We start from the raw sequence: 23,681 nt of genomic DNA, 5'->3' as shown, positions 1-23,681 counted from the left end.
ATAGAATTTCATCCAACACTTAAGACTCAAAATGTCCATTACAGCCGTTCTTAAAAATTTTAAGATAATATGTTTATCAATGTTCTTATTATGAAGATTGAAGCGCTTAATATTTACGTTATAAGTGCATAACAAGTTATAATAAAAGAAATCAATAAGGAGGCTGGCTGTGAAGAATCTTCGTTATCTCAATATATTTACCATATTAATTATATACACACTACTTATGTTTTACATCGGCTGGAACGGATGGGTTTGGCTTCATGCGGTATTTGGCTGGGAATCTTGGGGATATTATGCTTTTATAGTCGCATTTATTTCATATGCGTACATTCTCGTGCAAGTGTTTAAGTTTTTGCCATTTCTGCGAACGATAGGTTCGATTTGGTTTGCGGTTATACAATATGCGCTTATGCTGTTGCCATTAGCTAATATTATGGTCTTTCTTTTACAGTTTTCAGTAGAGAAAGAAGCGGCAATTATTTGGACAGGAACGGCCGTGTTACTTGCGTTTATCTTTATTTTTGCATACGGAGTATTCAACGCATATAGCCCAGTAGTTAGAAAGTACGAGGTGCACATACCGAAAAAAGTAGAGGGACGTAAAAGTTTACGCATTGCGATGGCTTCTGATATGCATTTCGGTAAACTGTCTGGCGTTTCGCATTTAAAAAGGCTTGTTCGTCATGTAAATGAGATGGAACCTGATATTATTTTACTGCCAGGTGATATTATCGATGATCATCCAGGTGTGTTCATTCAAAAGAATATGGGACCAATCATGAAACAAATGAAAGCACCATTAGGCGTATATGGTGTTTTAGGGAACCATGAATACTATGGTAGAGCGGTTCCAGAGTTTTTACAAGAGATGGATAAGATTGATATTCGTATTCTTTTAGATGAAGTAATTACAATTGAAGATGACTTTTATCTCGTTGGAAGAAGAGATAAAACAGAGCGAGATCGTCAAAGCTTTGAACAATTAATGAGTACGGTAGATAAATCGATGCCTGTTATCGCAATGGATCACCAGCCATTTGAGTTGAAACAAGCAGCAGCGGCAGGTGTAGATTTATTATTATCCGGTCATACACACCGCGGACAAATGGCGCCCAATCATATTGTAACGAGAAGAATGTACGAGCTAGACTGGGGATACGCACAAAAAGGCGCGTTCCACGCAATTGTTTCTTCTGGATTTGGATTTTGGGGACCACCGCTTAGACTTGGAAGTAGGTCGGAGATTGTGCAGGTAGAAGTTACATTTGAATAGGGGTTATGAAATAGAGAGCTGATGGCTCTCTATTTTTTTTAATAAAAACAAATAACAATAAATATTTATGTTGGTGCTAATTTCATAAAAGAGATAAGATTATAAGACTCGATCAAAATAAAGGGGGATTGTAAGTGATCATATCAGATGTACTATACGGAGAATTTGAAGTGGATCAAGTAGTAGAAGAATTAATTTCAAGTAAATCTATGCAAAGACTAAAGGGAATTCATCAAGCAGGCGCAAGTTACTTAATGAACGAGAAATGGAATGTAACGCGCTTTGATCATTCAGTTGGTGTTATGTTATTAGTGAAAAAACTAGGTGGTTCAGTAGAAGAACAGATTGCTGGTTTACTACATGACGTATCACATACTGCTTTTTCCCATGTGATTGATTACGTTTTTCATAATGAAGATGAAAGTTATCATGAAGAGATATTTAGTTCTGTTGTGAAAAACTCAGAAATTCCAGCGATTCTTGCGAAGTATGGTTATAACTATGAAGATATTTTGTTAGATGATTCGAAATGGACGTTACTCGAAAGGTCAGCACCAGAATTATGCGCAGACAGAGTGGATTATACATTACGAGATATGTATACATATGGGTATATTTCTTTAGAAGAAGTTCACAGTTTTTTAGAGGATGTCATCGAAGTAAAGGGGAAAATGGTTCTGCAAAATATCGAAATAGCGGAATGGTTTACAGAAACGTATTACAAGGAAGTAATCGATTTCTTTATGGAACCAATGAATATTTACGGAAATGATATGTTAGCGAAAACGTTAAAGGTAGCTCTTCATAAAAGGATTATTCATGCAGATGATTTTCTTCTTGAAGATGAGGAGCTTATTTCGAAATTGCAGCAATGTAATGACCCCGAAGTAGAAGCTTTATTAAGCAAAGTTCATCGAAATGTAAAGGTAAAAGAAGATAGAAACGATTATGATTTACATCAGAAAAATAAAGTGCGTCTTATTGATCCGCCGTTACTTCGTGAAGGGAAAATCGTTCAGTCGTCTGTTGTGTCAGAAAACATAAGACAGATGAGTGATATTGCTTATGAAAAAGCGGTGAGAGGGATGTATGTGAAAGTGATTTCGAATTAAAAAAGAAGTAGCGCATCGTTTTTAGAGCGCTACTTCTTTTTTATTAATGATCAAACCAATTCCAAATCTCAATATCTCCAAGAGTCGCATAACGTACGTGCGGGGAGTTTTGTAATTTTAATAACTCTTTCGATGGGCCAGTAATAACAATTCCGTATACTTTTACACCGTTATCCTTTACATATTGATAACGTTTATCTAAGTTTAGTTCTTTCTCAGAAAGCGCTGCTATTTTGCTTACCGTTTTTTTATGGATAGAAAGGACGCGCATCATTTCGGTTACTTTGTCTTCTTGCGTTTTCTGCCCGTCAGTTTCATTATCGAGGAATCTTACATGTTCTGGAAACCCTATAGCTTCTCCGCCATGTAGGATATAGTCATCTACATTTTTTCTTTCTTGTCCTGTATCTAAAGCGTACCATACAGGAGTTGGAGGGAGTTCTTGTGCCTCGAATATGCTATATAAAAGCGGTTCTAATTCTTTTAAAGTGTAAGCTTTATCAAAAGAAATTGCTACTTCTGCAACGGTTCCATCATGTACTTTTGCAAGTGTATCCCATACTTTTTTTGATGAATCCTTTAAATAATCACCCAGCTCTGTTTTTGGATGAACAAAGAAGAGTTTTGGTTGATAGAACGGATTCATCCAAGTTTGCTTCGTGATATCTACAGATGATAAGAAGCTTTTTGTTTCTATTGTACCAAGTGGCATTTCTTTTTTACCGACGGTTCTTACTAAATCAAATTGGCTATTTGTACGGAAAAAAGCTTCTACACTTGTTCCGCCTCCCATAACGCGGCTATTTGGGATAGTTGCTTCAAGTGCCAGCGAAGGAACCTCTCTAATTTCTTTTAGCCTTTTATCATTATTAGCTTGAAAATAAAAGGCTGATAATACCCCGCCGATTATATAGATAACGATGCAAATTGATAATATAAAACCAAACGTTTGTAAACGATGTTTCCACTTAATTCTCCAAAAAGGAATTTTAAGATCTTTTGGAGGTAACTTTTTCTTAATTGGTTCTGTTTTTGTTAACAGCTCATCTAAGTAAGCTTCACACTCTTCACATGACTCAATATGACTTTCTAACAGTTCTTGTTCATCATGCGTGAGCGTTCCATTTTCATACTTCTTCCATAGTTTTTTAAATTCTGCACAGCCCATCTGTATCACTCCTTTATGCTTTTTATTTCTTTTCGTCCCCTGTGTAATTCAATTTTCACTTTCGCTAATGAGAGACCAGTCATTTCTGCTATTTCCTTATAGGAGAATCCATAGTAATCTCGTAGTAGTAGGACATTTCGTCTTTCGAGCGGAAGAGAAGATAAACTGTCTAACCAACTAGCAATCTCATGTTTTACGAAATATTCATGTTCTGTACTTGGCACGTTTGGTAAATGGAATTCTTCCACTGTAGTTGTGTTATACTTTTTTTCTTTTCGATACCAATCGATAAAGGCGTTGTAGGCTATTGTAAATAACCACGGCCTAATTTCTTCGCCTTTATAATAATCAATATGGACGAGCATTCGGTAAAATGTTTCTTGCATGAGATCTTCCGCATAGTGGGAATCTCCGGTTAGGGAGAGAAGATAGCGAAATAAATCATGCATATGCTCTGAGTAAATTTCTTCTAATGATTGTTTGCGTTTCACTACATTTCCCTCCCTTCATACATAACAACGAAATACATATGAAAAAGTTACAATTTTTTATGGAATTATAGTAAAAAACGTCAAGAATTGGATAGGATTCTCTTTTATCATAATACATATAAGGCGGGTGAACAGAGATGGAAAGCTATGAAACACAAATTCAAAGGTCAATTGATTATATTGAGGAAGATGTAATGGAAAAACAGACGCTGCGTAATTTAGCACGTATTGCAGGTTTTTCTGAGTCGCATTTTCATCGTGTATTTCAGGCATTAGTAGGTGATACAGTAATGGAGTATGTTCGAAAGCGGAGGTTAGCCCGGGCAGCTTATCAACTTTCTCATACGGATGAAAAAGTTATTGATATCGCATTTGAGCATGGCTTTCAATCTCACGAAACGTTCACGAGAGCCTTTAAGAAATTATTTCAAATGACACCGAGTGAATATCGAAAACAAGAAATTGAAACACCGATGTATTACAGCGTGAATGTAAGGCAAAGAAAATTAAATCCGTATTTAGGAGGCATACAAATGGAATATCGTATTGTAAATAAACCAGAATTTTTAATGGCAGGTTATGAACTGAAGACGACAAGTAAAGAAGGGAAAAACCATCAAGACATCCCAGCATTTTGGCAAGAATATTTACAAAAAGATCTTGGAACAACGATTCCGAATCGTAAAGATACGAGCCAATGGGTAGAGCTTGGATTATGTACTGATTTTAATTTAGAAACAGGGGACTTCACTTATATTATTGGAATGGAAGTTACAGACTTTGAAAATGTACCAAATGAAATTGCAAAGCGTACTTTCCCTGCAGCAACATATGCAGTATTTACAACGCCGAAAGTTCCTCATAAAGAAATGGTATCGTCTATTCACCAAACGTGGAATGCAGTATTCTCAGAATGGTTCCCACATTCAGGGTATGAACATTGCGGAGTTACAGAGTTTGAACTGTACGATGAGCGTTGCCACGAAGATAAGAGTGAGTTTGCACAAGTAGAGCTTTGGATACCGGTGAAGAAAAAATAATAGGGTAAGAGCGAATCATTGGGAGATGGTTCGCTTTTTCATAAAAGGAGAAATGGGAAAATGTTCAAAAAACTAGAATGTGTATCTATACATACGAAAGATATAGAAAGATCAGTTCCTTTCTATAAAGAAATGGGAATGAAGCAAAACTGGATGATAGAAAGAGAACTAGAAGAAGGAGCTATTTGGACGTTAATAGGATTGAAATTTCCAGATGAGAAAAGTTCGGAGTTAGTAATAAGCAATCATCCGGATATTAATTTTACGGAAGTCGAAGTATTAGTAGAAGATGTACAACAAACGTATGAGAGTTTAAAAGATAATAAAGATGTAAAGTGGATTCGCGAACCATTTCCAACAGAATCAGGACATGTTGCAGTAATGGAAGCACCTGATGAGAATGTGTTTGTGTTAGTAGGGAAATAGCTGAAATATGGAGTGACCTTTCATAGTGAGTTATGAAGGGTTATTTTTACTTTGTATAGTAGTAGAGGAAGTAGGTTAGTATTGTCGGTTTTTGTCGGTAAGTCGATATATCTAGAAAATCGCTGATATAATTCGAGTTGCGCCGATATAATTTCATATACCGCTAAAACACCCCAAAAAAACGATCTGCATAATTTCAATTACCGCAAAACTCTCCCAGAAAAGAAAAAAAGACGCCACATAGCGTCTTTCCTACGAACGAAACGGAAACACAAGAATAATCGTCGTTCCTTTTCCGAGTGCACTATCAACGGAAATTGTCCCGTTATGAGCATGAACGAGCTGTTTTGTAATGGCTAGGCCAAGTCCAGTTCCGATGTTGCTTTCTTCTGTGTTTGTTCCGCGGTAATATCGTTCAAATAGAAGTTCTTTCGTTTTTTCATCCATTCCTTTTCCATCATCTGAAATGGAGAGTGTAAAGGAATTAGCGTTTTGTGATAATTTTACGATGACAGTAGTTGTTTCGTTATTATGTTTTACAGCATTTACTAGTAAGTTTTCGATAATACGCTGGAACCATTTTTCTTCAATGAAATATTGAATTTTATTTGAGCTCGGTACGAATTCAATATTTTGATTTTGAAGTGTTGGATTGTTAATAAATTGCAATAATACTTTTTGGACGAACTGATTGATTTCAACGTTTACGTGTTGGGCAGGAAGGCTGTTATTTTTTAATTGATACGTTAAGCTTAAATCATCAATTAATGTCGTCATATATTGAGATTTCTCTTTCATAACACTACCAAATTGCTGAATATCACGATCAGTCCAGTTATATTGATTCGATTCGAGTAATAATGCGTAGCCATATATAGAGCTAAGTGGTGTTTTTAAGTCGTGTGTTAGACCGGTAATCCATTCTTCTCGTGTTTGCTGGAGGACTTGCCTCATCGCATCATTTTTTTTGAGTGTAATAGAAAGGTGTTCTAGTGAACTTGTTACATCTCTAAACAAACGGAATGACCATTTTTCTTTACCAGATCGCCGGAACCTGACGGGTTTTCCTTTTTTACTAATAGGTTCTTCATACTTTCCACCAGCGATATTTTTAAGCCAGCGCATCGCATGTAATAACGGTTTCCCGAATTTATTACCGTACCAAATAGAAAGAATGACTAAATAAACAAATACGATAAGAAGGATTAATCCGCATCCGATGAGAAACTTCTTAGTAAATACATCTTCAATTTCGTCATCTGGATAGTAGTGCTCATTTTTTGCAGTTACAACGAGAAGGTTGCCACTATTTGCATCGTAAAAGCTAGACGTGTTTTCTTTATGATTCCACGGTTCTTTTTCATTAAGGGCAATTTGTATTGCTGAAAATGTTTTTTTCTTTCCAGTTGGATAGGAAAAAACCTCTTCGCCATTTTGATTAAATATTTGAAGTGTTGCTTTTTCTTTAGACAGTAACTGTTTTTCTTGATCTGTTAATGCGAACGAATCCATCGTTAAAGAGGAATGCTCCTTTTGAATTGCTGTCAGTAACGCATTGCTTTTTAACATACCACCATAAATAACAAGTGCTTTCTTTTCTTCTAATTCAATTTCCCAATATGTAAATTTATAATTGCTTTCGATATGATGCTGTATATATGCGACTAAAGATGTCTTCGTATAAGCATCCGGAACATCATTTGGTGTATTAAAGTGGTAGAGGATTTTTCCGTTTTCATCTACAACTTGGAGCCAATCATTTTTCTCCTTTATTAAATCTTGCACTTCAGATTGTAACGAAATATGCCCATCTTCTGAAGAGATGTATCTTGAAATTGTAAAACTATCAGAATCCGGAATGTTAGGTTCGTATAAAGTACTAGTAAGAAGAAAAATTAAATAAGTAAAAGCAGCAACTACAGCGATAAGTAATGTAACTAAAACAAAAACGTGTTGCATGATAAATTGAATAATAAGTCGTTTATTAAAATTCATATCGTCACCCTACTTTGTAACGAACTTATAACCAAGCCCGCGAACGGTTTTTATATATTCTGGTTTACTTGGATCGTGTTCAATTTTTTCACGTAGTTTTCGAATGTGGACCATAACAGTGTTGTCATCGCCATTATAGGCAGGTGCTCCCCAAACTTTTTCATATATTTCCTCTTTCGAAAATACGTAGTTCGGATTCTCGCAAAAGAAGAGTAGTAGTTGAAAGAGTTGAGCAGAACATTCGACAATGTGCCCATCTACTGTTAGTTCTGCAGAGTGCTGATCAATTTCAAATCTTCCAAATGAAATTGAGTGTGGTTTTTGTTCGTGTGGTACGGTTTGTTTCATATGTCTCCGAAGCTGTGCTTTCATACGTGCTACTACTTCTAATGGATTAAATGGTTTCGTAATATAATCATCTGCACCGTATGAAAATCCGGATATTTTATCTAAATCAGATGCTTTTGCTGATAGGAAGAAAATTGGACAATCTGTTTGTTGGCGAATGATTGGACAAATATCAAAACCAGATTGTCCAGGAAGCATTACATCTAAAATAATTAAATCGTAATTGTTTTGCTTAGTTAGAGATAAAGCCATTTCAGCTGATGTTGCAGTTGTAATATGAGAAAAGCCTTCTTTTTCAAGAATGGTAGTTAGTAATTGTAAAATTGCTGTTTCATCATCAACGAGTAAAATATTTGCTTGGTACATAAACATCCCTCCTAATTTTCTCGAATATCATATCATCATTTTGTAACTTATGGAATTTTTAAGGAAATTTTAAGGTTTTCTTTCGCAAAAAATTAAGAATCAAATGATATGATAAAAGTAACATAGGGGAGGAGATGAGTGTGAACCCGTTTCAAGTGATGCGAGCTAGATATTTTTTAATTGTATTTGCACTATTAATTTTAATAGCGAGAAGTAGTGGCGATTTGCTAACAAGTATATTTCATATACAAAATTCTTCTTTTATAAATATCCTTATATTCTATATCCTTCCGATGGTATGGATTTCTTATGAGTATAGAAAGCACCACATTTCATTTTCATTATTTGTTAATAAAAATGAAACATTTAACTTGGTACAAGTTTTATACATTACGGTTATGTTATGCATGTTTAGTTACGGGTATCTTATTTTGTATATGTATAGTTTTGCATGGATTACACCGGACTTTATTATGAACGCCCTGCATGAACCAATTGTAGATAGTACTGGGGGATATGTATCTCAAGTCATTAGGGTCGTATTCATCGCACCAATTATCGGGGAATTTGTTTTTCGCGGATTTTTACTTCAACGTTTTGCAACAAAATGGGGAACGAGCATAGCGACCATCGTTGTAGCAATATTGTTTGCGTTGTTACATGTTGATTTCCTCGGTGCAGCCATATTCAGCATCGTATTGTCAATCGTATATATTCGTACGAAAAGTTTACTCATGCCAATTGCAATACATATGTTAAACAATGCATTTGTAATAGGTGCGTCTTTTCTAATAAGTAGAGAAAAAATTATGAGTTTTGCCGATTTCTCAAATTATACGACATTCTTTCCTGGACTTATTATTTTTATAACAGGATTAAACTTAGTACTTATCTTTTTATTTGTTAATCGCAAATATTGGAGTAAAGAAGTGCCAGTTATATATGCAGAGCAGAAAAAGAGCTTTTCAGATGTAGTCGGGAGTAAATAAGATGAAGAAGACGGTTGAAAAAATATTAAAAGACATTATAGATTCTACGTCTATTACAGATATGTGTGATAGAAGTGTTTGTCATTGGCTTCAACCTGTAGTAGATACGATTGTGTTTCCAGAGTATTACGTATTTTCTAGTACTCATTTAAAAGAAAATATTATTTCTCTTCTTATTGTGTTCGGGGTTTTACTAATATTTGGTCTAATTGTAGAAGAAATGATGAAGCGCATCTTCAAAAAGAATGAAGAGAAGTATATGTGGATTCATAAAGTATTTGAGAAAGTAATGGTGGCTTTCCTTTTGTTTTATGGTATGAAAACAATCATTTACTTTATAGCTTTGAAACATCATTAATTCGAAATTTGAAAGGGATGTATAAAATTATATGAATGAAACGATATCATCAAATAAGTTTTTTTATTTGATTTTACTTAGTCTAGTGTTAATAACGACAGTGAATGTTATTTTGCGCTGGGAGGAAGCTTATTTTTTCATGTATTTAGCGCTCCATTTGCTAGGGATTTTATGTATAAGTGGTGGAGTGGTTACTGAAAAAAAGAATGAAGAAAGCGTTAACTATATGTGTGTGATCGGTCTTGTTTTACTTTTAGCTGTACAGGGTATTATGAAATATAGTTCTTTCTCTTTACAAGATTTTAGTTTATTAATAGATGTACTTCCTTAAAGAGGCTTTTTATTTTATCTAAAAAGCAAGTAGGGTGCGTGTTGGTTTGTAAGTGTGATCCTTATTACGGATTGTGAACCGAAGAAAGTGTTTAAAGATAGGTAAAACTCTTCTTATGTAGAAGAGTTTTTTTATGTAAATAAAAAGATCCAGAGCAATTCACATAATAAGCTTGTTCTAATTTAGCGTGTACGAACTTACAATAATAATAGACAGGCAGCATAGAGGAGGGAATAGCGTGAAGAAGGTTATCGGTTGGTCGCTTTTTTTGTACGTTGGATTTGCGTTACTTATATATTGGTATTTATTTGGATGGAATCATGAACTTATTCCGGACATGTATAAGGGAACGAGTGCAGATCCAGAAACGTTTATGAGTACGAGAGAGCTTACGCTAAGCCAAGATTATTCGCGCGTGAAAAATTTACTATACTTTTTAGCGACGCCTCTTGAATGGATTATTTTATTATTTGTACTTGTGCTAGGTATTTCAAGAAAGTTTGAGAAATGGTCGAAGGAAACGACTAAAATAAGTGTTTTGCAAGTTGCGATTTATTTCTTTTATTTATCATTACTGACAACAGTGCTTGCCTTACCGATGCAATGGATTGGCCGGAAAGTGTCCGTTGATTACGGCATTTCAACACAAAGTACACAAAGTTGGATAAAAGATCATGTTATCGGTTTTTGGGAAAGTTATGCGACTATGTTAATCGTAGTTACCGTTCTATTATGGCTTATCCGTAAATTTCCGAAGAGATGGTGGCTCGCAGGATGGGCGCTCTCTGTTCCATTTACAATCTTTTTAACATTCATACAGCCTGTCGTTATTGATCCGCTTTATAACGACTTCTCGACGCTGAAAAATAAAGAATTAGAAACGAAAATTTTAGCGATAGCAGACAAAGCGGACATTCCTGCTAAACACGTATATGAAGTAAACATGTCAGAAAAAACGAATGCATTAAATGCTTACGTAACAGGAATTGGTCCTAACGCCCGTATTGTAATGTGGGATACAACGCTTAAGCAGTTAAAAGATAAAGAGATTTTATTTATAATGGCTCATGAAATGGGGCATTATGTTATGAAACATATATATTTTGGCGTTGCAAGTTATGTATTGCTATCGTTTATAGGTATGTTTTTAATTAGTCGTATTATAAATATGTGTATTCGCAAATGGGGAGATACATTGCAAATTTCAAAAGTAGCATGTTTCTCCATTTTACCTTTATTTTTCTTAATTTCCTCTATACTCTCTTTTGCAGCACAACCAGCAACAAACTACGTTTCACGTATAGAAGAAAGAGCCGCAGATCAATATGCTTTAAATATGACGAAGGACGGGAAATCTGGTGTGAAAACTTTTCAATATTTATCAAAAACAAGTTTAAGCCAAGTAAATCCGCCTGCGTTAGTAAAATTTTTCTTATACACGCACCCACCAATTTTTGAAAGAATTCATACGTTTGAACAATATGAGAAACAAAGCAAAAAGGAGTAGCATGATAGCTACTTCTTTTTTTATAGGGATAGAAGTTTCATATTGGGAATATTTATCATTGCTTTTTATTGCGATTTTGTAAATAATAAGCTATAAAATTCTAAAAATCTATATATAAAGGAATAAAGGTGGAAAAATGTATTTTTTACAAAATTTAAAAGTGAAATATAAATTATTAGCGCTTATTTCATTAGCAGTTTTAGGTATGGTAATTATGAGCAGTGTAGCAATTAATTCTATTAATAAGATTAAGCACGATACAGAGGTTGTAGTAGATGATTATCAATATTCTGCAATTTTATTAGAAGGAATGCTTCGTACACAAAATTCATTAGAATATAACTTACTAGAATTAATTACGGCATCACAAAATGAAGTGGCAAATAAAGAGGGGATAATTGATAATATTGAAAAGGATCTTAAAAAATATGATTCTTTATTAAAAGAATATGATGATGGTTTTAATTTAAGTAAGCAAGAGGATGAACTATTTCAGAAGATGAAGAAATCTTTACCAAGTTATAAAGATACATATAAAAAATTATTTGAAAAGGCGAAGGCAACAAACGAGCCACAAATGGTAAATGAATTTCAGAAGGAATTAAAACCGAAGGGAATAGAGTTAGCTGGTTATGCAGTGGATCTAGAATCGTATGTTTCAAATTTAGCTGACCAAGTATTTAAAGATTCTCAAAAAATGATTGATCGTTCCGTTATTACCTTTATCATTCTTGTAGTAGTTACTACAATCGTTATATGTATAGTAAGTTATATTATTAGCAAGCTCATAGTTGCTCCTTTACAAACGGTTAGTCGTATGATGGAAAGAGCGAAAGAAGGAGATTTAACCGTACATGGTGATTATACTGCTAAGGATGAATTAGGTGTATTAGTAAGTAATTTTAACGAGATGATTGCAGGGCTAAGAACAAATATGCAAGAAGTAGAGAATAATATTCAGCTTTTATTCCAACATGCAGACGGAGTAGTATCTGCATCAGAAGTATCTAGTAGTGCAGCGAAGAAAATCACTATGGATATTGAAGAAGTTGCAAATGGTGCAGAGAGTCAAATGCAAGCAATGGAACAAACTGCGGGTGCGATGGAAGAGTTGACGCAAGGAATGCAGAGTATAGTCAATACATCATCCTCTGTAAATGAATTATCTGCTCAATCAGCATTAGATGCAGAGAGTGGTAACAAATTAATGAAACAAATGATTCAACAGATGGATACAATCCAAAATTCGGTACATAGCGGTGTGAAACAAGTAGAGACTATGAAAGAACAATCAGAAGAAATTGTTAAAATCATTGATGTTATGCAAGGTATTACCTCCCAGATTAACTTATTAGCATTAAACGCCGCAATTGAGGCTGCACGTGCTGGTGAAAGTGGTAGAGGATTTGCAATTGTGGCAGATGAAGTGCGGAAATTAGCAGAACAATCTAGTGATTCTGCAAAACAAATTGAGAATCTTATTACTCAAGTTATGGGAACAACGAACCATACGGTACATATGATGGTGAAAGTAGATAATGAGGTACAGGCAGGTACACAAGTAGTAATGCATACAGAAAAAGTATTTGGAACAATTACAGAAAAAGTACAGCAAGTATCTGAGCAAATTCAAACGGTATCTATGTCTACAGATGAAATTGCAGCGAGTAGTGAGGAAATCTCGGCTTCTGCAGAAGACATGGCTCAAATTTCCCAAAGATCATCTGACCGAACTGATAGGGTAAAAGAGTCTATTCAACAGCAAGAAAAATCTGTTCAAGAGATTTCGGTTTCAATTGAACATATGCATAACGCAGCAGGAAAATTAAAACAAATAGTTGCCCAATTTACTCTTCAAAAGTAGTAGCATATTTGAGTGTTAATAAATATAAAAAAATCATCCTCTTTTAAGAAAAAAGGATGATTTTTTTATCTCGTTATTTGCTGGGCAGTAAGACCCCCACCTCAAAATTCAGCGAAAAATGCTACCTCTGAAATATAAACCATGAATATAGTAATCTCCATTAGGCATCTCCTTTAGGTGCCAATAAAGGGAAGTTATAAAGTGAAAAGGAGTTTATAAAGAGATTGTAGAATGTTTTAGTATATAACACCTTAGATGTGACAACTTCCTTTTTGAAAAAGAAAGAAGGGGGTATAAAGCAGAAAGGTAGTGGAAATATTTCTTCTAGAAGATTTGCATTTTATCTTACATTCACAAAAAAATAGTACTCCTGAAACAATGAAGTTCATTTTATTTGAATGAAATAGGGAGAGAGGATAATGAAGAAAAAAATATTGGGTGTAATGATGATTGCGACAATGGCAGGAGGTATATTTGCAGGGGCGAATGTGACGCCTGTAAAAGCGGAAGAGTATCCACAAATGATTGTGTTTGAAGATGTTCCATACGGATTTTGGGCATATGATGCTATTATGGATTTAGCGTATCATAAAATTATATTAGGGTATGGAAACGGGAAGTATGGTGTTGGCGATCTTATAACACGTGAACAAGTAGCTGGGACTATTTACAGAACACTTGAGATAAAAGAAGAAGGGCCAGTAGCGAATCCATATAAAGATGTTTCTGATAGTACAACCACTTTTAAAAAGGAAATTTTAGCGTTAACAAAACGTGGTGTTTTTACAGGGGATGGCCAAGGGGATTTTAGGCCGAAAGCACCAATCTCTAGAGCGGAAATGGCTGTCATTTTAAAACGAGCATTTAATTTTGAAACGAAACAAAAACATACATTTAAAGATATTCCAAAAGGTCACTGGGCAGAAGATGCAATTAGTGCGTTACAATCTAATAATGTTGTGAGAGGAACTGGGAATGGCATGTATGAATTAAATCGCCCTGTACCTAGAGAACAATATGCTCAGTTTATTAATAATGCGATTATTAATTATCATTTGAAAGAGGATTGGAAGTAGAGTGAAATATGAAAGCACAAATAGAAAAATTTGTGCTTTTTTGTTTGTTTAAAAAAGAATTATTATTCGTATTTATGTATTTTTATGGTTATAAACAAGCTTTATAATCAACCCGATGAAAAAGACATGATGTGTAATATGATTCACAAAACCGTCACGAAATGTGTCGGAAAATATATTGTCACTATACCATTTATTCTGTATATTTTTAAAAAAACATATACATATTGGGGAGATAATTTGATGAGCAAAAAATTATTAAAAACAGCTACAGCATTAACAATTATGGGTGGGGTGTTATTCTCAGCAGAGAGTAATAGTGTAAAAGCGGAAAGTGCACCGTTGCAAAAAGCAAATACAATTGTATTTAAAGATGTACCAAAAGGACATTGGGCATATGAGGCAATTCATGAATTAGCGGAACAAGAAATTATTTTGGGATATGGCGATGGAATATTCGGTTTTGGGGATAATGTAACACGTGAGCAAGTTGCAGCTTTAATTTACCGTGTGTTTGATATGGAAGAACAAGATGAATATGAAAACCCATATGGAGATATCGATGAAAATTCAACAAGCTTTATCGAGGAGATATTGGCTCTAACGGAAATCGGAATTTTCCAGGGAGACGAGAATGGAAACTTTAGACCGAAGGCGACGTTAACGCGTGCGGAAATGGCACAAGTTCTTACGAATGCTTTTGACCTACAGGCAAAGGGATCTCATAACTTTAATGATGTTTCAGCAAATTCATGGGCAACGAATGCAATTAGTGCAGTACAAACAAATGGTATTACACTGGGAATCGGAGAAGGTAAATTCGGTCCGTCTATGAAGGTAACGAGAGAACAATACGCACAGTTTTTACATAGAGCAATATTGCATGATATGGAACAAGGGCAGTAATAAAGTTTAACTAGTCAAAGTGAAATTCAAAAATAATACAAAAAGGTCGTTGTTGTATAACAGCGGCCTTTTTTGTATGAAATAAAGCGCGAAAGAATGGCGTTTTGAAAAAAAGCGAAATGAATTTTCAAAAAAAACTTCCTTTTCTGAAGATTTGTTATATAATATAAAACATGAAATCAAATCTGTTATAAAACAGTTTAAGAAGGGGATGCTAATATGTCGACGCAAACTTCACGGGTTACACTCGTTGGAGAAATGTTACCAGCGTACAGCGAAATATTGACACCTGAGGTGCTTAGTTTTTTGAAGGAACTACATGAGAATTTTAATGAGCGCCGCATAGAACTTTTACAAAAACGTGTAGAAAAACAAAAGAGAATTGATGCAGGGGAGTTTCCGAAGTTTCTAGAAGAAACAAAACACATACGTGAAGCGGATTGGACAATTGCCAAGCTGCCAAAAGACTTAGAGGATCGCCGTGTAGAGATTACTGGACCGGTAGATAGAAAGATGGTCATTAACGCTTTAAATTCAGGAGCGCATCTTTTTATGGCGGATTTTGAAGATTCGAATTCACCAACTTGGGAAAATGCAGTGGAAGGTCAAATCAATTTACGAGATGCAGTAAAGGGAACGATTTCACATGAAAATGATAAAGGGAAAGAATATAGATTAAATGAGAAAACAGCTGTACTCATTGTACGTCCAAGAGGATGGCATTTAGAGGAAAAGCATATGCAAGTTGATGGGAAAAATATGTCGGGTAGCTTAGTAGACTTCGGCTTGTACTTTTTCCATAATGCGAAAGCTCTTTTAGCAAAAGGGAGCGGCCCATACTTTTACTTACCGAAAATGGAAAGTTATTTAGAAGCGAGATTATGGAATGATGTATTCGTATTTGCTCAAAAATATATCGGCATTCCAAATGGAACGATTAAAGCAACTGTGTTACTGGAAACGATTCACGCTTCGTTTGAAATGGATGAAATTTTGTATGAGCTAAAAGATCATTCTGCTGGCTTAAACTGCGGAAGATGGGATTATATTTTTAGCTTTTTAAAGAGTTTCCGTAATCATAATAAATTCTTACTACCAGATAGAGCACAAGTCACGATGACGGCGCCATTTATGCGTTCGTATTCTTTGAAAGTAATTCAAACATGTCACCGCCGTAATGCACCAGCAATTGGAGGAATGGCGGCACAAATTCCGATTAAAAATAATCCAGAAGCAAATGAAGCAGCTTTTGAAAAAGTGCGTGCTGATAAGGAACGCGAAGCTTTAGACGGTCATGACGGGACTTGGGTTGCCCACCCTGGACTTGTACCGGTTGCAATGGAAGTGTTTAATCACATTATGAAAACACCAAATCAAATTTTTAGAAAACGTGAAGAAATATGTGTAACAGAAAGCGATTTACTAGAGGTACCGGTGGGAACGATTACAGAAGAGGGCCTTCGCATGAATATTAGCGTAGGTATTCAATATATTGCATCTTGGTTAAGCGGACGGGGAGCAGCACCCATTTATAACTTAATGGAAGATGCGGCAACAGCTGAAATTTCAAGAGCACAAGTATGGCAATGGATTCGTCATGAAGGTGGAAAACTAAATGATGGTCGTAATATTACGCTTGAATTAATGGAAGAATTAAAAGAAGAAGAATTAGCAAAAATAGAAAGAGAGATTGGTAAGGAAGCCTTTAATAAAGGGAGATTCCAAGAGGCGACAACGTTGTTTACAAATCTCGTTCGAAATGATGAATTCGTACCATTTTTAACATTACCGGGTTATGAAATTTTATAAAAAATGAAAAGGGGATGGAACAAATGAAAAACGAAAGAATCGAGAAGTTACAAGAAAGCTGGGAATTAGATGAGCGTTGGAAAGGGATCACACGTCCATATTCCGCAGAAGATGTAATTCGCCTGCGCGGGTCAATTGATATTGAACATACGTTAGCGCGTCGTGGTGCTGAGAAGCTTTGGACATCGCTTCATACAGAAGACTATATTAACGCACTTGGCGCATTAACAGGAAACCAAGCGATGCAACAAGTAAAAGCTGGGTTAAAAGCGATTTACTTAAGTGGTTGGCAAGTAGCAGCTGATGCAAACCTTTCTGGGCATATGTATCCAGACCAAAGTTTATATCCAGCGAACAGCGTACCTGCTGTAGTAAAACGAATTAATCAAACGCTTCAACGTGCGGATCAAATTCAGCATATGGAAGGAAGCGATGATACAGACTATTTCGTACCGATTGTAGCAGATGCAGAAGCTGGATTTGGTGGGCAATTAAATGTATTCGAACTGATGAAAGGTATGATTGAAGCAGGTGCATCAGGTGTGCATTTTGAAGATCAATTATCTTCAGAGAAAAAATGTGGCCATTTAGGCGGAAAAGTACTACTACCAACGCAAACAGCAGTACGCAATTTAATTTCTGCACGCCTTGCAGCAGATGTAATGGGAGTGCCGACAATTATCGTTGCAAGAACAGATGCGGATGCAGCTGATTTAATTACGAGCGATATTGATCCTGTTGATAAAGCATTTATTACAGGAGAAAGAACACCAGAAGGGTTTTACCGTACGAATGCAGGTCTTGATCAAGCAATTGCGCGCGGTTTAGCGTATGCACCGTACGCAGACCTCGTTTGGTGTGAAACGTCAGAACCAAATTTAGAAGATGCAAAACGATTTGCGGACGCAATTCATAAGGAGCATCCAGGGAAGCTACTTGCATATAACTGCTCACCTTCATTCAACTGGAAACAAAAACTAGATGAAAAAACAATTGCAAGCTTCCAAAAGGAAATCGCATCTTACGGTTACAAGTTCCAATTCGTAACACTTGCTGGATTCCATTCATTAAATTACGGTATGTTTGAACTAGCACGTGGCTATAAAGAGCGCGGCATGGCAGCATACTCTGAACTACAACAAGCAGAATTCGCAGCTGAAAAACATGGCTACTCTGCAACACGTCATCAACGTGAAGTAGGAACAGGCTACTTTGATGAAGTGGCACAAGTGATTACAGGCGGAACTTCATCAACGACAGCGTTAAAAGGATCTACGGAAGAAGCACAGTTTACGAAATAAAAGGAAGGGGCACCTTTTTGAAAGGTGCCCCTTGTTATTTTCTAAACGATTCGAAAAGAGAGATTGAGTTGTCGGCAAAAAACGATACTAACTTTTCTTTATTACTAAATCAACTCCACTCAGCCCTATGATCACGAATAAACTTCATATCTTTCTCATAATGCTCTAGATGTCCTTCATCGATCATTCTTTGGAAATTCAAGTCGCCTTCTTGAGCTTTTCGTTTCATATATGTACATAACCCTTCTAATCGAAGCAACACCATTCCTAAGTAATCTTCATCCATATTTTTATCATAGGACTGAACGAACAAATTCACTCTCTCTTTAATACGATCTGCATGTTGCGATGAGTCATAATGAACGGCTTCACCGGATTCAGTATAATACACTCTACTTAAAGGCACACAAGTATAGAGTGTATAAGCGATATCCCATAGTCTTGGACCAGGAGCAGCAACATCGAAATCAATAATCCCTACTGGCTTCTCATTATTAAAAATAATGTTATATATGGCAAAATCATTGTGACATAAAACCTCAATGTTATTTGGAGTATGATCCATCGGTTTCCAATCAGCTAATAACGGAAAATCACTTACAGCATCATGGTAAAGGCGGAGCATCTTTGCTATTTCTTTTAATACATCATTAGATCGCATATATTCTTTTAAAGGATAATTGCCAGCTTCTCCTTCAATAAAGGATAAAATCTCTCTATCCTTTTCATCTGCACCTAAAAACTTTGGAGCATAATGAAATCCTTTGTTTTCTAAATGTTGCAATAGCTTATGAATCTTTTCACTGTCTGGCTTTAACTCTCGCCGAACAGTATTTTCAGAACGATATACGCTTGAGACGTTTCCCCCTGTTAGCCTTTCTTCTTTAGCGTAGTTTGACATGTGAAAATTCCCCCTGTGATTAAAAAATCCAATTCCAAATAGTGAATAGACCAACAACGGCAGAAAAGAGAAGGGAAGCAAGCAATGCTAGACAGCCAAAAGGAACTAGCTTATCTTTCCATGTTTCTTTATACTCATAAATTAACTCCTCTGCTACTTTCTTCTGCACTGAAGATAAAGGTTGATCTTTATACAAACCTTTTATATGGTTAGAATCGCCTTTAAACTTTAAAGCACGTGCAATATGATGAGGACTATTTCCCATTGATTTTTCAAATAATAAACATGATTCATGCATAATACCTGTTTTATGCTCTTCTAGATACCAGTAACGTCCAGCCATTTCTGGATATTGTAATTTATAATAAATATCTCCGAGTTGTTTTCGAAGATGTAATTCATTTGGGTATGTAAAGATGAGGCCATGCAATCTATCTCTTGCTTTTCCAAGATTATTATTTTCAATATCCTCTTCAATTCTTTTTAATGTTTTTCTAGGAATTTTATTGGTCATAAACTCCTCCTTATTTAGAATAGAGATAATTATATTTTATAAGAAATACTAAAAATTAGAAATTCTATTTTCGAAAAAGATTGTACATTTTATTTTAATGTGCTATGATGATGTCAGTTGAATAGTTAAATTAAGCAATCCATATGTTATCAAGTGCTGAAAACGAACGAGAAAAAGTATGTGAGAACTAGTTTATGTTTCGTATTTGATAATGTGTGGATTCTTTTTTTAGACAGGAAGACTAAAAAATTTAAAATTTGTATTTTCTTAGGAGGAAATAATTATGGCAGTAACAGGACAAGTAAAATGGTTTAACAACGAAAAAGGTTTCGGTTTCATCGAAGTTCCAGGCGAAAACGACGTATTCGTACACTTCTCAGCAATCGAAACTGACGGTTTCAAATCTTTAGAAGAAGGTCAAAAAGTTAGCTTCGAAATCGAAGACGGTAACCGTGGACCTCAAGCTAAAAACGTAATCAAACTATAATTTTATAGTTGATGATGGAAAAAAGGATGGCTAATGCCATCCTTTTTTTGTTGTGGAGAAAGTTTTTTTAGAGCCTGTTTTTATATCTAAATCTCTTTTTCGATGTTACAACTGGTAAAAAATTATCTGGAATGCGTATTAGTTTCTGTAGAAGAATTAGTTCAGCAAGAGCATTTGCTGCGTATGATAGTAAATAACTATAAATTTGTATTCTCTGTTGAAATGGGGAAATCTTTTCCAGATAGACCTTGAGTAACATCTTTTTTGTTAGCGTTGTTGTTGGAATTTTGTACGTTTTGAGATGATGTTTCTAACAGTTGTTCTTGTTCCTTACTAGGGGTATTCAGAGCATCTGAGGGAATGCTATTAACCTGCTGATTTAATGGATTTTCTTTATCCATAGTATACAACTCCTTTGTAGAATTCGATAAAAAGCAATGTAATTATAAATAGCTACTTATATATATTGTGTTTTTGAATGACATTATATACAAAACTTATATTGCAAAGTTAACTAATTAACGAATTGTTAGTGATGGATAAAGATGTACAAATTTGAATTTTTTAATAAAAATTAAAAGCGGGTAACAAGTACAAATACTCTTTCTCATGTTTTATATAAGGATCATATTACAAATCAAAAAAGATGTAGAGAACCTTGGAAGAAAATATAGTCGTTTTTTAGGGGGAAGAAGAATAAATAAAATGATACTACAAATGTAAAAAGGCATTCCATAAAGGAAGGCCTTTTAATGTTCTTGCCCTGATTTTTTCTTCTCACGTTTTTTACATTCTGGACATTTTGATTTACGAAACGGTTTGGCAAAGAATAGCAGAATGAAAAATAAACCGAATATAATACTAGCTGAGTTTTTCACGATAATGACGCTACTATTTTTCATTTGAATCGATGGTTGGATCTCTTTTTCTTCCATAGTGGCCCTCCAGATATTGGATTTACATTTTAATTATAGCAAAGTTAGTTGTTGTAATGATGTGAAATGAGGAATGGATAATAAATATTTATAGGTAGTATAAATGCTGTTTTTATAACTTTAAAATTAATTAATTTCTATATTGTGATTTTATTGTTTAACAAATGTTTGATAAATGATAAAAAATTGTAAAAAAGCGGAACTTGTAAGCTATTTCCTTTTCATAGATGCTAAAATTATATATGCAGCTGCTAATATAAATGGAAAAAAGGAGATAATGGAGTATGGAAAGTAAAGTGGAACGCTATGTCGAAAATTATGTTGTAACGAAAAATACGATGGCCTTACTTCCTGTTATTCTAAGTGAAAAGAAAATTGTTACGCGAGTCGTTGAAATGAATGATTCTTTTTTCGTATTTCAAAAACCTCTAGATATTATAGAAAGAAGTTGCCGCAAGCATGGCTCTAGTTTCTTAGGCAGAAAAGAAGGGACGAAAGAGTTAACTCATATTACACATAAAGCACCGATTGCGATTAGTCCAGCAGATCAACTTTATTTTTTCCCTACCTATTCTTACTCTAGAAAAGAGTGCGCGTGGTTGTCTCATTTTTATATTGAAAGTAATAAAGAATTAAAAGATGGAAATCTTATTATTAGATTTATAAATGGCTTTGCTGTGAAATTAGAAATATCAAAAACTAGTTTTGAAAATCAACAAAATCGTACAGCGAAATTACGTACTGAATATGAAGATCGTAGGAAAAAACAAGGGAATCCTTGTTTTAAAGAGGTCGATAAAAAAGAGGAATCAACATTAAGACCCGCTTATGAGAAGGTGTATTTTGTGAAGGAAGGCGAAGTGTGAAAGGATGGGGGAATCCCCATTCTTTTTTTGTTTGTCAGTCAGTCTTTGTAGATCAGGCGATATATTAGAAAAAACGAGTTGTAATTGATATATTTAGAAAATCACCAGTATAATTTCATTTACCGATAAAAACCGAAAAACAATCTAAATAACAAAATGAACGACACGTCCTGTCGAATATTGATAGATTATCATAGCTAAATAATGAAGGAATTCTTATGAAAGATATGGAAACTTTAATAAATACATCTCCGTATGTCGTATCTACCATTTCCTCTTTCATATAAGCAATGATACAGTAGGGATAGTATTTAGAGTAAAGGGGTAAAGTGTAGAATGGATTTTCAGACAATCAAAGAGTATTTTTCACCAGAAAATATGGATCATATTGTTGAGAGTTATAAAGCGTTCGGACCACTTCTTGGTATTGGTTTACCGATGATAGAGGCGTTGATTCCAGCACTACCGCTTATTGTATTTGTACTGGCGAATGCTGTTGCATTTGGCTTTTGGCTCGGTTTTCTTTATTCATGGCTTGGATCAGTAATGGGTGCATTACTTGTCTTTTTCATCATCCGCCATTTTGGTCGCAGTCGTTTCTTTTCGTTTGTAAATAAGCATGAGAGAGTACGAAAAGCAATGGGGTGGATTGAAAGGAAAGGATTCGCACCGATTTTTGTTATATTTTGTTTTCCGTTTACACCGTCAGCGCTAATAAATGTTGTCGCTGGTTTATCCCGAATTAGTGTAAAACAGTTTGGTCTAGCGTTAGCATTCGGAAAACTTGTGATGATTTTTATTTTAACGTATATCGGTCATGATTTAATGTCATTTATTCATAATCCAGTGAAATCAGTTATTGTAGCGATTGGTATTTTTATTTTATGGTATGTCGGTAAGAAAATCGAAGTAAAGTTAGAACTACATTAAGAATAGTCTTCTTTGTAAAGGAAAGCTTCAGTATTAAAGGATAAGGGGAGAAGCAGATGAAGAAAACTTTGAAAAAAGAAGGCATAGAGTGGATACGAACAATTTTAATTGGTGTATTATTAGCTGTATTTTTTCGAACGTTTTTCTTTTCAACGTATGTTGTAGAGGGGAAGTCAATGATGCCGACATTGCAGGATGGCAATATGCTAGTTGTAAATAAGGTGAGTTATCAAGTTGGGGACTTGAACAGATTTGACGTTGTGGTATTTCATGCGAATAAAAAAGAGGACTATGTAAAGCGGGTTATCGGTTTACCTGGAGATCATATTGAATATAAGCAGGATAAGTTATATATAAACGGTCAATTTATTGATGAGCCGTATTTAGAGAAGTATAAGAAAGAGATAAATGGAAGGCAACTAACAGGCGACTTTACATTAGAAGAGTTAACGAAAGAAAAGCTGGTGCCACCCGGGTTTATTTTTGTAGTAGGTGATAACCGGCTCGGGAGCTGGGATAGTAGACACTTTGGCTTTGTAAAAGCTGATACAGTTGTCGGTAAAGTTGATTTGCGATATTGGCCAATTCAAGAGGTGCAAACGAATTTTTCAAAAGGTTGATATAATGAAGTAGAAGTATAGAAAAGACAAACAACTCAGTTTGTCTTTTTTCGTGTACTATAATA

25 protein-coding genes and 1 pseudogene are annotated in these 23,681 nt (G+C 34.9%); 18 read left to right on the top strand and 8 right to left on the bottom strand.

Features of this window, described 5'->3' with window-relative positions; genetic code table 11:
• Positions 1-169: 169 nt before the first annotated feature.
• Complete coding sequence (locus GBN78_RS04270) at positions 170-1,276, top strand: metallophosphoesterase (RefSeq protein WP_000793739.1); 1,107 nt, start codon at positions 170-172, stop codon at positions 1,274-1,276.
• A 134-nt stretch (positions 1,277-1,410) separates the two neighbouring features.
• Positions 1,411-2,388, top strand: coding sequence for an HD domain-containing protein (locus GBN78_RS04265; RefSeq protein WP_000587063.1), 978 nt, complete (start codon positions 1,411-1,413; stop codon positions 2,386-2,388).
• Between the two features lie 43 nt (positions 2,389-2,431).
• Here GBN78_RS04265 and GBN78_RS04260 read toward each other — a convergent pair whose 3' ends face one another.
• Both GBN78_RS04260 and GBN78_RS04255 read right to left on the bottom strand, forming a co-directional pair.
• Positions 2,432-3,556 (bottom strand): anti-sigma factor, encoded by a 1,125-nt coding sequence (locus GBN78_RS04260; protein ID WP_000501654.1) that lies wholly within the window; start codon positions 3,554-3,556, stop codon positions 2,432-2,434.
• A gap of 5 nt (positions 3,557-3,561) precedes the next feature.
• Positions 3,562-4,047 carry an RNA polymerase sigma factor gene (locus tag GBN78_RS04255; protein WP_000823990.1) on the bottom strand — a complete coding sequence of 162 codons (486 nt, stop codon included), beginning with the start codon at positions 4,045-4,047 and terminating at the stop codon, positions 3,562-3,564.
• A 137-nt stretch (positions 4,048-4,184) separates the two neighbouring features.
• On the opposite strand from GBN78_RS04255, the gene GBN78_RS04245 reads away from it, so the two are divergent.
• Both GBN78_RS04245 and GBN78_RS04240 read left to right on the top strand, forming a co-directional pair.
• Positions 4,185-5,087 (top strand): AraC family transcriptional regulator, encoded by a 903-nt coding sequence (locus tag GBN78_RS04245; protein WP_000446849.1) that lies wholly within the window; start codon positions 4,185-4,187, stop codon positions 5,085-5,087.
• Positions 5,088-5,147: 60 nt separating this feature from the next.
• Positions 5,148-5,513 carry a VOC family protein gene (locus tag GBN78_RS04240; protein WP_000473640.1) on the top strand — a complete coding sequence of 122 codons (366 nt, stop codon included), beginning with the start codon at positions 5,148-5,150 and terminating at the stop codon, positions 5,511-5,513.
• A 252-nt stretch (positions 5,514-5,765) separates the two neighbouring features.
• On the opposite strand, the gene GBN78_RS04235 is transcribed toward GBN78_RS04240, so the two are convergent.
• Positions 5,766-7,508, bottom strand: coding sequence for a sensor histidine kinase (locus tag GBN78_RS04235; RefSeq protein ID WP_001010440.1), 1,743 nt, complete (start codon positions 7,506-7,508; stop codon positions 5,766-5,768).
• A 9-nt stretch (positions 7,509-7,517) separates the two neighbouring features.
• Positions 7,518-8,222 carry a response regulator transcription factor gene (locus GBN78_RS04230; protein ID WP_000283870.1) on the bottom strand — a complete coding sequence of 235 codons (705 nt, stop codon included), beginning with the start codon at positions 8,220-8,222 and terminating at the stop codon, positions 7,518-7,520.
• Between the two features lie 140 nt (positions 8,223-8,362).
• Here GBN78_RS04230 and GBN78_RS04225 point away from each other — a divergent pair, with 140 nt between their 5' ends.
• From GBN78_RS04225 to aceA, 10 genes and pseudogenes are all read left to right on the top strand, one after another.
• The gene (locus GBN78_RS04225; RefSeq protein ID WP_001067986.1) at positions 8,363-9,211 is read left to right on the top strand and encodes a CPBP family intramembrane glutamic endopeptidase; all 849 of its coding nucleotides are present in this window, start codon (positions 8,363-8,365) and stop codon (positions 9,209-9,211) included.
• A gap of 1 nt (position 9,212) precedes the next feature.
• Complete coding sequence (locus GBN78_RS04220; RefSeq protein WP_030023820.1) at positions 9,213-9,569, top strand: hypothetical protein; 357 nt, start codon at positions 9,213-9,215, stop codon at positions 9,567-9,569.
• A gap of 31 nt (positions 9,570-9,600) precedes the next feature.
• Entirely contained in the window at positions 9,601-9,900 is a 300-nt protein-coding gene (locus tag GBN78_RS04215) for a DUF2101 family protein (RefSeq protein ID WP_001006050.1), read from the top strand.
• A gap of 238 nt (positions 9,901-10,138) precedes the next feature.
• A complete protein-coding gene (locus GBN78_RS04210; RefSeq protein WP_000755728.1) occupies positions 10,139-11,407 on the top strand; it encodes a M48 family metallopeptidase in 1,269 nt (422 codons plus the stop codon).
• A gap of 136 nt (positions 11,408-11,543) precedes the next feature.
• Positions 11,544-12,323 (top strand): annotated as a pseudogene (locus tag GBN78_RS31100) (MCP four helix bundle domain-containing protein); the annotation flags it as partial.
• Positions 12,318-13,271 (top strand): methyl-accepting chemotaxis protein, encoded by a 954-nt coding sequence (locus tag GBN78_RS31095; RefSeq protein WP_419145801.1) that lies wholly within the window; start codon positions 12,318-12,320, stop codon positions 13,269-13,271. The pseudogene GBN78_RS31100 and the gene GBN78_RS31095, both read left to right, overlap by 6 nt.
• 419 nt (positions 13,272-13,690) lie before the next feature.
• Complete coding sequence (locus GBN78_RS04200; RefSeq protein ID WP_000727094.1) at positions 13,691-14,347, top strand: S-layer homology domain-containing protein; 657 nt, start codon at positions 13,691-13,693, stop codon at positions 14,345-14,347.
• A gap of 138 nt (positions 14,348-14,485) precedes the next feature.
• Positions 14,486-15,253: an S-layer homology domain-containing protein gene (locus tag GBN78_RS04195; protein ID WP_113710744.1), complete on the top strand. Its 768-nt coding sequence runs from the start codon at positions 14,486-14,488 to the stop codon at positions 15,251-15,253.
• Positions 15,254-15,472: 219 nt separating this feature from the next.
• The gene (gene aceB, locus GBN78_RS04190; protein ID WP_152126991.1) at positions 15,473-17,062 is read left to right on the top strand and encodes a malate synthase A; all 1,590 of its coding nucleotides are present in this window, start codon (positions 15,473-15,475) and stop codon (positions 17,060-17,062) included.
• Between the two features lie 23 nt (positions 17,063-17,085).
• A complete protein-coding gene (gene aceA, locus GBN78_RS04185) occupies positions 17,086-18,363 on the top strand; it encodes an isocitrate lyase (protein ID WP_000787346.1) in 1,278 nt (425 codons plus the stop codon).
• A 109-nt stretch (positions 18,364-18,472) separates the two neighbouring features.
• Here aceA and GBN78_RS04180 read toward each other — a convergent pair whose 3' ends face one another.
• Both GBN78_RS04180 and GBN78_RS04175 read right to left on the bottom strand, forming a co-directional pair.
• Entirely contained in the window at positions 18,473-19,264 is a 792-nt protein-coding gene (locus GBN78_RS04180) for a phosphotransferase (RefSeq protein WP_000073786.1), read from the bottom strand.
• 19 nt (positions 19,265-19,283) lie between these two features.
• A complete protein-coding gene (locus GBN78_RS04175; protein ID WP_000182395.1) occupies positions 19,284-19,778 on the bottom strand; it encodes a DUF6584 family protein in 495 nt (164 codons plus the stop codon).
• A gap of 283 nt (positions 19,779-20,061) precedes the next feature.
• On the opposite strand from GBN78_RS04175, the gene cspA reads away from it, so the two are divergent.
• The gene (gene cspA / locus GBN78_RS04170) at positions 20,062-20,265 is read left to right on the top strand and encodes an RNA chaperone/antiterminator CspA (RefSeq protein WP_000301518.1); all 204 of its coding nucleotides are present in this window, start codon (positions 20,062-20,064) and stop codon (positions 20,263-20,265) included.
• A gap of 197 nt (positions 20,266-20,462) precedes the next feature.
• Here cspA and GBN78_RS04165 read toward each other — a convergent pair whose 3' ends face one another.
• Positions 20,463-20,666, bottom strand: a complete 204-nt coding sequence (locus GBN78_RS04165; RefSeq protein ID WP_000356922.1) for a hypothetical protein — start codon at positions 20,664-20,666, stop codon at positions 20,463-20,465.
• 348 nt (positions 20,667-21,014) lie between these two features.
• Positions 21,015-21,200 (bottom strand): hypothetical protein, encoded by a 186-nt coding sequence (locus tag GBN78_RS04160; protein WP_000391372.1) that lies wholly within the window; start codon positions 21,198-21,200, stop codon positions 21,015-21,017.
• A gap of 284 nt (positions 21,201-21,484) precedes the next feature.
• Here GBN78_RS04160 and GBN78_RS04155 point away from each other — a divergent pair, with 284 nt between their 5' ends.
• The 3 genes from GBN78_RS04155 to lepB all read left to right on the top strand — a co-directional run bounded on the left by GBN78_RS04155 (position 21,485) and on the right by lepB (position 23,616).
• On the top strand, positions 21,485-22,066 hold the full coding sequence (locus GBN78_RS04155) for a competence protein ComK (RefSeq protein WP_000444441.1): 582 nt from the start codon (positions 21,485-21,487) through the stop codon (positions 22,064-22,066).
• A gap of 336 nt (positions 22,067-22,402) precedes the next feature.
• On the top strand, positions 22,403-22,996 hold the full coding sequence (locus GBN78_RS04150; RefSeq protein ID WP_000347517.1) for a TVP38/TMEM64 family protein: 594 nt from the start codon (positions 22,403-22,405) through the stop codon (positions 22,994-22,996).
• A gap of 56 nt (positions 22,997-23,052) precedes the next feature.
• Positions 23,053-23,616: a signal peptidase I gene (gene lepB, locus GBN78_RS04145; RefSeq protein WP_000751910.1), complete on the top strand. Its 564-nt coding sequence runs from the start codon at positions 23,053-23,055 to the stop codon at positions 23,614-23,616.
• Positions 23,617-23,681: the final 65 nt, after the last annotated feature.

It is taken from the genome of Bacillus sp. B2-WWTP-C-10-Post-4 (assembly GCF_009183805.1).
In the GTDB taxonomy this organism is placed as follows: domain Bacteria; phylum Bacillota; class Bacilli; order Bacillales; family Bacillaceae_G; genus Bacillus_A; species Bacillus_A cereus.
This window is presented reverse-complemented; position numbering and strand designations above follow the sequence as displayed.

What these genes read in the sequence shown, in the direction of transcription:
- GBN78_RS04230 (WP_000283870.1), bottom strand. Translation starts at nt 8,222, where the DNA reads ATGTACCAAGCAAATATTTTACTCGTTGATGATGAAACAGCAATTTTA.
- GBN78_RS04220 (WP_030023820.1), top strand. Translation starts at nt 9,213, where the DNA reads ATGAAGAAGACGGTTGAAAAAATATTAAAAGACATTATAGATTCTACG.
- GBN78_RS04155 (WP_000444441.1), top strand. Translation starts at nt 21,485, where the DNA reads ATGGAAAGTAAAGTGGAACGCTATGTCGAAAATTATGTTGTAACGAAA.
- GBN78_RS04260 (WP_000501654.1), bottom strand. Translation starts at nt 3,556, where the DNA reads ATGGGCTGTGCAGAATTTAAAAAACTATGGAAGAAGTATGAAAATGGA.
- GBN78_RS04200 (WP_000727094.1), top strand. Translation starts at nt 13,691, where the DNA reads ATGAAGAAAAAAATATTGGGTGTAATGATGATTGCGACAATGGCAGGA.
- cspA (WP_000301518.1), top strand. Translation starts at nt 20,062, where the DNA reads ATGGCAGTAACAGGACAAGTAAAATGGTTTAACAACGAAAAAGGTTTC.
- GBN78_RS31095 (WP_419145801.1), top strand. Translation starts at nt 12,318, where the DNA reads ATGATTGCAGGGCTAAGAACAAATATGCAAGAAGTAGAGAATAATATT.
- aceA (WP_000787346.1), top strand. Translation starts at nt 17,086, where the DNA reads ATGAAAAACGAAAGAATCGAGAAGTTACAAGAAAGCTGGGAATTAGAT.
- GBN78_RS04235 (WP_001010440.1), bottom strand. Translation starts at nt 7,508, where the DNA reads ATGAATTTTAATAAACGACTTATTATTCAATTTATCATGCAACACGTT.
- GBN78_RS04160 (WP_000391372.1), bottom strand. Translation starts at nt 21,200, where the DNA reads ATGGAAGAAAAAGAGATCCAACCATCGATTCAAATGAAAAATAGTAGC.
- GBN78_RS04180 (WP_000073786.1), bottom strand. Translation starts at nt 19,264, where the DNA reads ATGTCAAACTACGCTAAAGAAGAAAGGCTAACAGGGGGAAACGTCTCA.
- lepB (WP_000751910.1), top strand. Translation starts at nt 23,053, where the DNA reads ATGAAGAAAACTTTGAAAAAAGAAGGCATAGAGTGGATACGAACAATT.
- GBN78_RS04215 (WP_001006050.1), top strand. Translation starts at nt 9,601, where the DNA reads ATGAATGAAACGATATCATCAAATAAGTTTTTTTATTTGATTTTACTT.
- GBN78_RS04245 (WP_000446849.1), top strand. Translation starts at nt 4,185, where the DNA reads ATGGAAAGCTATGAAACACAAATTCAAAGGTCAATTGATTATATTGAG.
- GBN78_RS04195 (WP_113710744.1), top strand. Translation starts at nt 14,486, where the DNA reads ATGATTCACAAAACCGTCACGAAATGTGTCGGAAAATATATTGTCACT.
- GBN78_RS04165 (WP_000356922.1), bottom strand. Translation starts at nt 20,666, where the DNA reads ATGGATAAAGAAAATCCATTAAATCAGCAGGTTAATAGCATTCCCTCA.
- aceB (WP_152126991.1), top strand. Translation starts at nt 15,473, where the DNA reads ATGTCGACGCAAACTTCACGGGTTACACTCGTTGGAGAAATGTTACCA.
- GBN78_RS04150 (WP_000347517.1), top strand. Translation starts at nt 22,403, where the DNA reads ATGGATTTTCAGACAATCAAAGAGTATTTTTCACCAGAAAATATGGAT.
- GBN78_RS04240 (WP_000473640.1), top strand. Translation starts at nt 5,148, where the DNA reads ATGTTCAAAAAACTAGAATGTGTATCTATACATACGAAAGATATAGAA.
- GBN78_RS04175 (WP_000182395.1), bottom strand. Translation starts at nt 19,778, where the DNA reads ATGACCAATAAAATTCCTAGAAAAACATTAAAAAGAATTGAAGAGGAT.